The organism is Alistipes sp. ZOR0009, from assembly GCF_000798815.1.
Lineage (GTDB): Bacteria > Bacteroidota > Bacteroidia > Bacteroidales > ZOR0009 > Acetobacteroides.
This window is the reverse complement of record NZ_JTLD01000031.1, coordinates 109,364-120,697: the sequence shown is the minus strand read 5'-3', so window position 1 is coordinate 120,697 and position 11,334 is coordinate 109,364. Positions and strand designations below refer to the sequence as shown.

Here is an 11,334-nt window from a genome sequence, read left to right as displayed (position 1 = left end):
CCTATCCGTAAAGAAGGTGGCGAAGCCACACCATCCCCGTCGAGGGTTTTGTTTGAAGCGGGCGGAGCAACCACAACCTAACGCAATATGAATCCCATTGGTGCGCGTGCTAAGTTTTTTTGGTAGAATTGGCTCTACGCCGCAGCCTGCGAGTTAAGCCTCGACAGGATTTTTCTTTGCTTTGTTTCTTTTCATCCTTGAAAAGAAATGATGAATAAGGAATAATATTTAGGTTAGCAGCCTTTTATACACCAATGTTTCCTTTCCGCTCGCCATAGTCTACATCAGCACACGAGGCTAGGTCGAAGTCTAAGACTACGACTTTGCTAAGTAGTGGTCGGTAGCCCGCCATCCAAAAGTAGCAAAAAAGCAAAGCGCAGCTGTTGGTAGGAATATCTGTATGCTACTATTTTCTTCCTGCTACTTTTTTGGCGCAAAAAAATAGCACAAAAAACAGGGCGGAAATTAGCTCGCACCGTTGGCTTATGGGTGCTTAAAGTTTGGAGGCAAGATAGCAGAACGATTATAGCTTACTCTTTTTGTAATGAGCTGCCTACCGAGCGTTGCTCAAACATCGATTTTCGCCGTTGGATGTGTGGTTGCGCCACGGGTTTTTAACCAGCTGTAAAACATTCGTCCTTGTAAATATTATTGCTAGATTTGTGCCCGATAATTGGTTCCTGCCTAGCAGGATAAAAGGGAATCCGATGCAATTTCGGAGCTGTACCCGCAGCTGTAAGTTCCACAAGGCGTTTTGAAGTGTAACCACTGGCCGTATGGTTGGGAAGGTTTCAAAACGGGAGCGAGCCAGAAGACCTGCCAGTATCTGTTAGCAGTAACGCTCCGGGAATAGAGCGGGTCGATACAGATTCTTAAGATTCTCTTTAAGCTCTGGATTAATCCTACCCCACTATATCGCGAGCGGTAACACGACAACGTGATTCGAAAGAGAATGAGTAAGCATACCCTTTGTCCGATAATGTTTGCTGGCACCGGTAGCGATGTTGGTAAGAGCGTGGTAGCGGCAGCCTTTTGCCGTATATTTTTGCAGGATGGCTACCGTCCGGCCCCTTTTAAGGCGCAAAACATGGCGCTAAACTCGTACGCAACACCCGATGGATTGGAGATTGGCCGCGCGCAGGCGGTTCAGGCCGAGGCGGCAGGCATCCCCTGCAGCACCGACATGAATCCAATTCTGCTTAAGCCTACCTCCGATAGGGTTTGCCAGGTGGTGCTTAACGGTAAGGTGGCGGGCAACAAAAGCGCAGCCGACTACTTTAACGGTACCGACCGCGACAGGCTTCGTAAGGAGGTGCATGCGGCATTCGACAGGCTCCGAGCGGAGTTTAACCCGATTGTGATAGAGGGAGCCGGCAGCATTGCCGAGGTGAACCTGCGCTCGCGCGACTTGGTAAACATGCCGATGGCGCAGTACGCCAAGGCGGCGGTTATTCTGGTGGCCGATATTGATCGTGGCGGGGTTATTGCCTCGGTGTACGGCACCATGATGCTGCTTAGCGAGGAGGAGCGCAAGCTGGTAAAGGGTATTATCATCAACAAGTTTAGGGGAGATATCTCCCTCTTTACCGATGGGGTAAAGATTATTGAGGAGCTTTGTAGGGTTCCCGTTCTGGGCGTTATTCCCTACTTTAAGGATATCCATATTGAGGCCGAGGATTCGGTGATGCTGGATCTGAAAAGCCGTTCGGCCATAGACGGAAAGGTAAACGTGGTGGTGGTGCTGCTTCGGCACATGTCCAACTTTACCGATTTCGACGTGCTGGAGCGCGATGAGCGGGTACACCTGTTCTACTCCAACAACGTAGAAGAAATCGCCAAGGCGGATATCATCATCATCCCCGGAACAAAATCGACGCTGGCAGACCTGTACGAGCTGCGTAAGAACGGTGTGGCATCTGCCATCATCAGGGCGTACCGCGATGGGAAAACGGTTGTTGGTATCTGCGGGGGCTACCAGATGCTGGGTATGGAGGTTTGCGATCCGCACCATGTAGAGGGCAAGATTGATGCGCTACCTGGCCTAGGGCTGCTACCGGTACGCACTACCATGCAGGGCGAAAAGGTTACCAAGCAGGTTACCTTTACCTTTGGAGGTGGTAAGGCCGAATGCAAGGGGTACGAGATACATATGGGCGAAACGGAGATTACCGCCAGCAACGCCTCGACGCTAAACATCCTTGCCGATGGCAGCACCGATGGCGTACAGGTAGATAATCGCTGCTTTGGAACCTACATTCATGGTATACTCGACAATGCGGTGGTGATAGACCATCTGCTAACGCCCTACCTATCGCAGCTGGAAACGCGCACCTTCGACTACAACGAGTTTAAGGAGGAGCAGTACAATAAGCTCGCGGCCCATATCCGCCAGCATGTGAGCATGGAGAAGGTGTATGAGATATTAGATGTGAGATATGAGATATGAGATATGAGATATGAGATATGAGATATGAGATATGAGATATGAAAAATATCGCAATACTCAAATCTCTGTACGCACATCTAAATTAAAATAAATAGCAATGCTTTTTGGGCACGGAGACGACATAGCAGCACATGGCCGAGAGATTGAGGGAAACTTCAGCTCGAATGTTTGGTTCGAAGACTATACAAAAGATATAGCTCCGCTTGTTGCGGCGGCGATGCGCAGCGTTACCAGCTATCCGGAGCCTGATGCAGCCAGCCTAAGACGGCTGTTGGCGCAGGAGTATGGCGTACGCGTAGATAATGTGCTGGTAAGCAACGGCGCCATAGAGGCTATTTACCTTGCAGCGCAGGCGTGGAGCGGAAAACGCTCGCTGGTGGTTACCCCCACCTTTAGCGAGTACGAGGATGCATGCAAGCTGCATCAGCATAAGCTTTCGTTTTGCACCGAAGGCGAGTTTGATGGCGCCATTGCGCCAGAGGTTGAGATGGCTTGGCTGTGTAACCCCAACAATCCGACGGGTAGCATACGCCATAGGCAGCAGATACTATCGATGGTAGAGCAGCATCCACAGGTGCTATTTGTAATCGACCAGTCGTATGGCAGCTTTTCGTCGTACGAGCTGCTGCGCCACACCGATGTGCTTACCCACAACAACCTTATTGTGATATGCAGCCTAACCAAATGCTTTGCCATTCCGGGTATTAGAGTTGGATACTGCCTATCGGCATCGCAGAATATAGAGCAAATGCTTCGGGTAAAGATTCCTTGGTCGGTAAATACGCTGGCCATAGAGGTTGCCAAGCATTTTATATCGAACCGTAGCCGCTACGAGCTACCGCTGGATAGATGGATGGGGCTAAAGCAGCAGCTCTGCTCGATGCTTGCGCCCATCGAAGAGATGGAGGCGCTTGCCTCACAAACCCCATACTTCCTGATGAAGCTGCACAGAGGCACCTCGTCGGACCTAAAAGCGTACTTAGTAAGTAAACACGGGCTGCTGATCCGAGATGCCGCCAACTTTCGCGGCTTAGACAGCACCTACGTTCGCATTGCACCTCAGCACGAGGCGGCCAATGCAAAGCTGGTTAAAGCAATACAACAATGGACAACTACCAAATAGCAGCAGCAGGCCTAATTGCGGGCTATCTTCTCGATTTAGCGTTGGGCGATCCGATGTGGCTGCCCCACCCTATTGTTTACTACGGGAAGCTGATATCCTACTTCGAAAAGACGTTTCGCAAGGGAAAATATCTGATTGCCAAAGGAGCGTTGGCGGTAGCCATTCTGGTTGGTGGCATCTTTCTTCTTTTCCGAAGCATTATGGAGGTGGTAGATCATATCCCCGACACGCTACAGATTGCCACCGTTGCGCTATTCGTTTTTTTTGGATTGGCCAACAAAACGCTGATTACCGAAGTACGCAACGTTTTTACCGAGCTAGACAAAGGCGTGGAGCAGGGACGTAAGGCTGTTGGGCGCATTGTAGGACGCGACACGAGCAATCTCGATCCCGAACAAATACGCCGAGCAGCGCTGGAGACGCTCTCCGAAAATTTGAGCGACGGCGTGGTTGCGCCTCTGTTCTACTTTGCCGTGCTCGGCATCCCCGGAATAATGACCTATAAGATGGTAAACACGCTCGACTCGATGTGGGGTTATAAGAATGAGCGTTTCCTTCTGTTTGGAAGAGCGGCAGCAAGGTTGGATGATATCGCCAACTTTATTCCTGCACGCATAACCGCGCTGCTGATGGCCACCGTGTGGTGGAGCCAGCGCAGCTTTAAGTTTATTGTCAAGTACGGATCGAAGCATACAAGTCCAAACTCGGGATATCCCGAAGCGGCATTGGCGGGTATCCTCAACTGCCAGTTTGGAGGAGGGAGCTTCTATGGAGGCGTATTCCACCACAAACCAACCATTGGCGATATCCCAAAAGAGCTAACCACCCAAGATATGAGGCAGGCTGTAGCGGTAAACCACAGGGTTACCCTTGCAGTGGTACTCCTCATCTGCCTAATATACATCACCATTAGATGAACGGACTATTTGTAATCACCGGAGGCCCAGGCACAGGCAAGTCTACGCTTATAGAGTCGCTTCGGAAGGAGGGGTTTCCCTGCTTCAACGAGGTATCGCGCGAGATAATTGCCAAGTCTCATCAAGTAGGCTCCGACCTACTCCCCTGGCAAAACCTGCAGGCCTTTGCTAACGAATGCTACCTACGAATGCAGGAGCAGCTGCAGCTGGCGCACGATGCCGAACTCTGCTTTTTTGACAGGGCGATCCCCGATATTATTGCCTACCTGCAATTTGGTGGCATTACGCCCAGCAAAGAGCTGTACAAGACAGGACGCAGCTACGCCAAGCTGGTTTTTGTAGCGCCTCCTTGGGAGGATATTTTTGTAAACGATGCCGAAAGGCCGCAAACCTTCGAGCAATGCCAGCAACTCCACAACCTGCTGCTGGCAACCTACGTGGAGTTAGGCTACCAAATAGCCATGATTCCCAAAACATCGGTAGAGGAGCGAAAGTTCTTTGTGATGAATACCGTTATCGACTTCTATTTTAAGCAGCACACCCCAAAATCAAAGGTATGGACAACAAAATAATACTGGTTACCGGTGGCCAACGATCGGGTAAGAGCCGATACGCTCAAGAGCTGGCGCTTTCGCTCTCTCCTAACCCGGTATACGTAGCAACTTCGCGGATCTGGGACGAGGATTTTCGCCAACGCGTACTCCGCCATCAAAGCGATAGGGGCCCCATGTGGACCAACATTGAAGAGGAAAAGCACCTAGGCTCGCTCTCCTTAGCCAACCGCGTGGTGGTTATTGACTGTGTTACACTTTGGGCAACCAACTTTTTTTTCGATAACAACTCCAACATAGACCAATCGTTGGAGGAGCTAAAAAAGGAGTTCGAGCAGCTTACCCAACAAAGCGCAACCTTCATCTTTATCACCAACGAAATTGGTATGGGTGGCCATGCAGAGAACGAAGTACAGCGCAAGTTTACCGACATGCAGGGATGGCTTAACCAGCATATTGCATCTAAAGCCAATGAGGTGGTGCTAATGGTTTCGGGCATCGCACTAAAAGTAAAGTAACAGAATAAAAGGATGCGAAGTATTTGCCCGTAAGGCAATAACCTTCGCGCTTCTTAACCCTCTAATAATTGTACAATGGCAATATTCACCCGTGGAGGTGATCGGGGGCGCACCTCGCTTGCTGGTGGCATCCGAGTACCCAAAAATCACGTTCGTATAGAGGCCAACGGAGCCATCGACGAGGCAAACTCCTTTATTGGCCTTCTTCGCTGCAAGATTGCGCTCGACCATCCTTGGCAGGAGCGCCTTTACCACATACAAATGGGGCTAATGCACACCATGTCGCACATTGCCACTCCTCCCGAATCGCTAAAGGAGTCCAACTCGCCAAAGGTGGAGGATGGCGCTGCAACCTGCGAGGCTTGGATTACAGAAATGACAGCAGAGATGGGAGAAAGCCGCCACTTTATACTACCCGGACAAACGGAGGTTAGCGCGCTATGCCACGTCATCCGCACGATAATACGTAGAGCAGAAAGGCATCTTAGTCCGCTGGTGCAGGATGAGGCGCTGGAACCTTGGATTCCGCAGCTCATCAACCGTCTCTCCGACCTCTTTTTCACCCTCGCCAAATACGACGTTCACCTGGCAAATCTTCCAGAAGAAAGGGTAAAGCCGTTTCGAATGAAGAAGTAGCAGAAATAAACCAGAAATCTAACGATAAAAACAATCCCATTAGGATGAAAACCTTTTCAATTAAACGCACAGACAAAACCATAGCCGCCGAGATTCAGGCAAAAATAGATGACTTAACCAAACCAAAGGGTTCGCTTGGCCTGCTAGAGGAAACGGCTCTTAAAGTTGGCATCATACAGGAAACATTAACCCCAACACTCTCTAAGCCATACAACCTTGTATTTGCAGGCGACCACGGAATTGCCGACGAAGGCGTTAGCGCAACCGTAAAAGAGGTTACCAAGCAGATGGTATACAACTTTATCGAAGGTGGCGCAGGCGTAAGCGTATTTGCCCGCCAGCATGGCATTGGACTAAAGGTTATCGATGCCGGAGTAGATCACGACTTTGAAAAAATACCAGAACTTATCCATAAGAAGATTGCCCGCGGAACCCGCAACTTCCTTCACGAATCGGCCATGACGCACGAGGAGCTACATCTTGCCCTAGAGCGTGGCGCCGAGGTGGTAGACGAAATACACGCCGAAGGTTGTAACATTGTCAGCTTTGGAGAGATGGGAATTGGCAACACCTCCTGCTCGTCGATGCTTATGACAATGCTACACAACGAACCTCTCGAAAAAACAGTTGGTGCAGGCAGCGGACTAAATTCCGAAGGAGTACGCCACAAGCTTGATGTGCTTAGCCGCGCCAAGACAAACTACAAGGGAGATGGATCAGCCTTCGACCTAATAGCCTACTTTAGTGGCTACGAGATGGCTATGATCACTGGAGGAATGCTACGTGCAGCCGAACTGGGAATGGTTATCGTAGTGGATGGATTCAACATCACCGCAGCCCTGCTATCAGCCGCAGCGCTACATCCCGAAGTGCTCGACTACTGCCTCTTCTCCCATAAAAGCAACGAAGGTGCTCACTCGCAGATGCTAGATATTCTTGGTGGGAAACCACTACTTCAGCTAGAGATGCGTCTTGGCGAAGGAACTGGTGCACTGGTAGCCTATCCTATCATCGAATCGGCTGTTTGCATGATAAACAACATGAGCTCTTTTAGTGCTGCAAAGGTAACTCGCAGCTTCAGCTAACGGCTCCAAAGAAAGCGGGGCTTTCGCTTAAGCAACGGCACCGCTTCTTTGATTTCGATACTCGATTAACGCTGGTTTAACGACAATCCAACATCAATCCTTCATGAACATTCCCCAGTTCTTAATAGCCGCACCTCACAGCGGATCTGGAAAAACCCTTTTTACGCTAGCTCTTCTTCGCCTGCTAAGCAACCGAGGGCTAAAGGTGCAGCCTTTTAAATGCGGTCCCGACTATCTGGACACGCAGCTACATAAGATTGCAGCCCACAACGAAAGCTACAACCTCGATCTATTTATGATGGATAGCCAAGGGATAAAGCGCCGTTACGCCAAGGAGGTCTGCACCGCCGATGCAGCAATTGTGGAAGGGGTAATGGGAATGTTCGATGGCTATCACCTTACTCAGGGTAGCAGTGCTGAGGTAGCGCAAACCCTCTCGATCCCCGTAATACTGGTAATGAACGCTAAGGCAATGGCACATTCTGCCGCAGCTCTGCTCAAGGGCTTTGCCACCTATCAACAGGGGGTTAACCTTGCTGGCGTAGTTTTCAACTTTGTGGGAAGCGCCAGCCACTACTCGCTGCTCAAGGCCGCAGCCGAAGAAATCGGAGTGGAACCATTAGGATGGATTGCTGCCAACTCCAGCCTTCGCGTAGAGTCGCGCCATTTAGGGCTACAAACCGACAACTACGACGAGATCGATGCCATTTGCGAAAATGCAGCCGAGCTGATTCTGCAAAACGTAAATATCGACAGGTTGCTAGAACTCTCCAGCATGCCCAAACCTGCAATTGAACCATCAATCTTACAAAATAAAAGCCATAGACTACAAGCCGCTGTGGCCAAAGATGCCGCCTTTAACTTTATCTACCCCGCCAATATTGAGGCATTACAACAGGTAGCAGACATCACCTACTTCTCTCCCTTGGTGGATAAGGTGCTGCCAAAGGTCGACTTCGTATATCTACCAGGTGGATACCCCGAATTGCATGCAGAGCAGCTTTCGGCCAACACTGCCATGATAGATGCCATTAGAGCCTACTCCAACAGCGATGGTCGGATACTTGCTGAGTGCGGTGGAATGATATACCTTGGCTCCCATCTTACACTAAAAGATGAAACAACCTACCCAATGGCTAACATTTTCCAATTTGGAACTACCTTTGCCAATGCCCGATGCAAGTTGGGTTACAGACAAGCACAGGTTGGCAAGCATACTATTAAGGGCCACGAGTTTCACTATAGCCGCTCCGAAGGAATGCTACCTCAATCGGCCGCAGAGATTAAAAGTGCCACCAACAGATCTACAGAAACAGGAATCTACGTGCATAAAAACACGGTAGCCTCCTATTTCCACCTATATTGGGGCGATTCGAGCATGTCAATTATCAGTATTTTAGATGCAATTATCAATGCGAATAGCCAACAAGTTGAAAGTAACGGCTAATAAATTCATGCAGCCGTAAATAAAATCTAATTGAGCGGGTTGTATCCAACCTTCAACATAAATTTATTGGGATGAAAACATTTTTGCTTAACCTAGCAGCCGGAATTAGCTTTTTCACAAGGCTCCCCCTACATCGGCTGGTAATTCCACCAAAGGAGAGTTTCTCTAGGGTTCTTCCATTTGCCACCATCGCAGGATGGATTGTTGGCCTATTTGCTGCAGGTTGTTGGTGGCTTCTATCGATGGTTCTCCCATTCGAAGTATGCATTCTGCTTACCATTACGGCAACCGTAATCTTTACGGGTGCGCTACACGAAGATGGTTTTGCCGATTTTGTAGATGGATTTGGCGGCGGCTACACCCGCGAACGAATCCTTGCCATCATGAAAGATTCTCAAATTGGTACCTACGGCGTCATCAGCCTTATCTTGCTCTTTGCCGTGCGCGTTGGCGTACTTACCGACATCGACGAAAATAAAATACCAGCCCTGCTCATCACGGGAGCTGTAGTTGGACGCTACATCGGCGTATTTTTGCCCTCGCTGCTCCCCTATGCTCGCACCATTGAGGCTAGCAAGATTCAAGTTGGACTAACTCCGCTAACCCCACTTCAAGCCACCGTCGCAACTTTCATTGCTGTAGGAACCATTTGCTACTTTTTTGGAGCGGCAAGCCTTATTGCGTTGGCCATTGCATCTATCCCACTGCCCATTACGGCCATCTACATCAAACAAAAAATTGGCGGCTACACGGGCGATTGCTGCGGCATGCTTATCACACTTTCCGAAATTGTTTGGTATATTGCAATCCTTGCGATTTACTAACAAAAAACGCAACCATGCTAGAGCTACACCTTGTACGACACACCTCGGTAGATGTTGCCCCTGGTATCTGCTACGGGCAAACCGACGTTCCGCTATCGCCAACTTTCGAGCAAGAAGCTTTGGAGGTTATGAGCCAGATTAAGGACACCCGCTACGACGGCGTTTACAGCAGCCCCCTTTCGCGTTGTACGTGCCTATCGGCTTACTGCGGCTACACCGATCCGATTTTAGACGACCGCCTGATGGAAATGAACTTCGGTAAATGGGAAGGCATTCACTGGGACGACAACCTCGATCCACGTCTCAGTTCATGGTTTGGGAATTGGATAGAAGAGAGGACTACGGGTGGCGAGTCGTTTCGAGACCTCTGCATTCGCGCCGCCCTCTTCATCGACGATCTGCTAAAGCATAAGGATCAGAAGCTCCTCATATTTACCCACGCTGGGTTCATCCGCGCCACTTGGGTTACACTTGAGCGCGTGGCGCCCAACCAAGCCTTTAACCAAAAAGTTGCTTACGGCCAGCGAGTGGTGTTTACCCTCTAAAATGTGAGCACGTTACCCTTTATACAAAGGGAATCGGCACAATAGACTTTAACTATCAACATAAAAAAGGCTGCCCATTTAAATGGACAGCCTCATTGTTTTTATCGGCTACGCACTAGTTGAATACGTAAGCTTCTTGCCACCAGCTGGTGATGTAGGAATAGTTGATGTAACCAAATCCTGAAGATCCCCAAGTTGTACCCCAAGAGTTTTGAACCTTAAATGCATTACGGCTATTATCATAACCAACAACGCAATAGCAGTGGCCACCTAAAGAAGAGCCAGTAAATCTGCCAAGAACGGTAGTTCCAGTTAGGTTTACAAATGCGTTATTTACAGGACCAGCAACTATTACAGGCTTACCAGCTGCAAGCTGAGTCTTAATGGCAGTAGTAGTAAGACTTACCCTGCTGTAACCTGCAATACGATAGTTAGCAGCCGTAGTGCGCTGAGCCGTAGTTGGCATTGTGCTACATCCATTAGCATCACTGTAAGGCATAACGCTCCAAGGCACCACACCTTGATTTCTTAGAAGATCCAAACCGTCGGTAACATAAGAACCATCGGCGCATCCACCTGCCTTAATTTGGTTATACACATACTCTGGGCTAAAAATGTTAACAGAGTAGCTCCAAGCAGCAGGATTGGCAGCCTGCCAAGCAATACTACGAGCAGCATAGGTAGTTCCCCAAGCAACACAAGAACCTTCGCCACCTTGGTTTCCTACTGGAGGAGTTGTAAGATTTACCGAAGTTGGTAAAACTTTCAAGGTAGAAGTTAGATCTTCAGTAACAGGAATGCCCATATAGACATTCTCAGGAAGAAGTTTACATCCCAACTGATGATTTACCTGAAGAGCAACTTCATTTTTAGGATTTGCAACATCGTTGCTGTCCTTACTACAAGAAACAAAAATAACGGCAGCTACAACCAATAAAGAAGCAGCTACGAACAAGAACTGTCTGGTTTTTTTCATGTTTTTAACTTTTAAAAAATGATTAGACAGTACAATTTAACGAAGCTAAAAACATTTATCTACAAAAAGCAGCACCTTTAACATTCATATTACAATTAATTAACTTAACACTGTTTCAATGTAACGCATGTTTTAATACACAAAACCCGCAAGAAATATAGAAAATTTAAACATCCAACAACCTTGTCGAACAATGCAATCATTAAGACATTGTGCTATTTTTATTTCTTTATAAATAATTTATACTAATACATTCATTCAAAATG

General features: G+C 48.6%; 11 protein-coding genes and 1 riboswitch. Of the genes, 10 read left to right on the top strand and 1 reads right to left on the bottom strand.

The features are described from left to right. Positions 1-657: 657 nt before the first annotated feature. Positions 658-839, top strand: a riboswitch (cobalamin riboswitch). A 113-nt stretch (positions 840-952) separates the two neighbouring features. The 10 genes from L990_RS09860 to cobC all read left to right on the top strand — a co-directional run bounded on the left by L990_RS09860 (position 953) and on the right by cobC (position 10,092). Further along, complete coding sequence (locus L990_RS09860) at positions 953-2,446, top strand: cobyric acid synthase (protein ID WP_047448270.1); 1,494 nt, start codon at positions 953-955, stop codon at positions 2,444-2,446. Positions 2,447-2,543: 97 nt separating this feature from the next. Continuing rightward, on the top strand, positions 2,544-3,569 hold the full coding sequence (locus tag L990_RS09855; RefSeq protein WP_047448267.1) for an aminotransferase class I/II-fold pyridoxal phosphate-dependent enzyme: 1,026 nt from the start codon (positions 2,544-2,546) through the stop codon (positions 3,567-3,569). Next, positions 3,551-4,486, top strand: a complete 936-nt coding sequence (gene cbiB / locus L990_RS09850; RefSeq protein ID WP_047448264.1) for an adenosylcobinamide-phosphate synthase CbiB — start codon at positions 3,551-3,553, stop codon at positions 4,484-4,486. Before L990_RS09855 ends, cbiB begins: the two co-directional genes overlap by 19 nt. Continuing rightward, positions 4,483-5,058 carry an AAA family ATPase gene (locus tag L990_RS09845; RefSeq protein WP_052180892.1) on the top strand — a complete coding sequence of 192 codons (576 nt, stop codon included), beginning with the start codon at positions 4,483-4,485 and terminating at the stop codon, positions 5,056-5,058. Before cbiB ends, L990_RS09845 begins: the two co-directional genes overlap by 4 nt. Continuing rightward, entirely contained in the window at positions 5,043-5,555 is a 513-nt protein-coding gene (gene cobU / locus L990_RS09840) for a bifunctional adenosylcobinamide kinase/adenosylcobinamide-phosphate guanylyltransferase (protein ID WP_047448261.1), read from the top strand. The genes L990_RS09845 and cobU overlap by 16 nt, the downstream gene beginning before the upstream one ends. Positions 5,556-5,630: 75 nt before the next feature. Then, entirely contained in the window at positions 5,631-6,191 is a 561-nt protein-coding gene (locus tag L990_RS09835) for a cob(I)yrinic acid a,c-diamide adenosyltransferase (RefSeq protein WP_047448258.1), read from the top strand. Positions 6,192-6,235: 44 nt separating this feature from the next. Beyond that, the gene (gene cobT / locus L990_RS09830; RefSeq protein ID WP_047448255.1) at positions 6,236-7,276 is read left to right on the top strand and encodes a nicotinate-nucleotide--dimethylbenzimidazole phosphoribosyltransferase; all 1,041 of its coding nucleotides are present in this window, start codon (positions 6,236-6,238) and stop codon (positions 7,274-7,276) included. Positions 7,277-7,379: 103 nt separating this feature from the next. Beyond that, positions 7,380-8,723 (top strand): cobyrinate a,c-diamide synthase, encoded by a 1,344-nt coding sequence (locus L990_RS09825; protein WP_052180891.1) that lies wholly within the window; start codon positions 7,380-7,382, stop codon positions 8,721-8,723. A 71-nt stretch (positions 8,724-8,794) separates the two neighbouring features. Continuing rightward, entirely contained in the window at positions 8,795-9,547 is a 753-nt protein-coding gene (locus L990_RS09820) for an adenosylcobinamide-GDP ribazoletransferase (RefSeq protein ID WP_047448252.1), read from the top strand. Positions 9,548-9,561: 14 nt separating this feature from the next. After that, positions 9,562-10,092 carry an alpha-ribazole phosphatase family protein gene (cobC, locus tag L990_RS09815; protein ID WP_047448249.1) on the top strand — a complete coding sequence of 177 codons (531 nt, stop codon included), beginning with the start codon at positions 9,562-9,564 and terminating at the stop codon, positions 10,090-10,092. A gap of 115 nt (positions 10,093-10,207) precedes the next feature. Here cobC and L990_RS09810 read toward each other — a convergent pair whose 3' ends face one another. Further along, complete coding sequence (locus tag L990_RS09810; protein WP_052180890.1) at positions 10,208-11,068, bottom strand: C1 family peptidase; 861 nt, start codon at positions 11,066-11,068, stop codon at positions 10,208-10,210. Positions 11,069-11,334 lie beyond the last annotated feature (266 nt).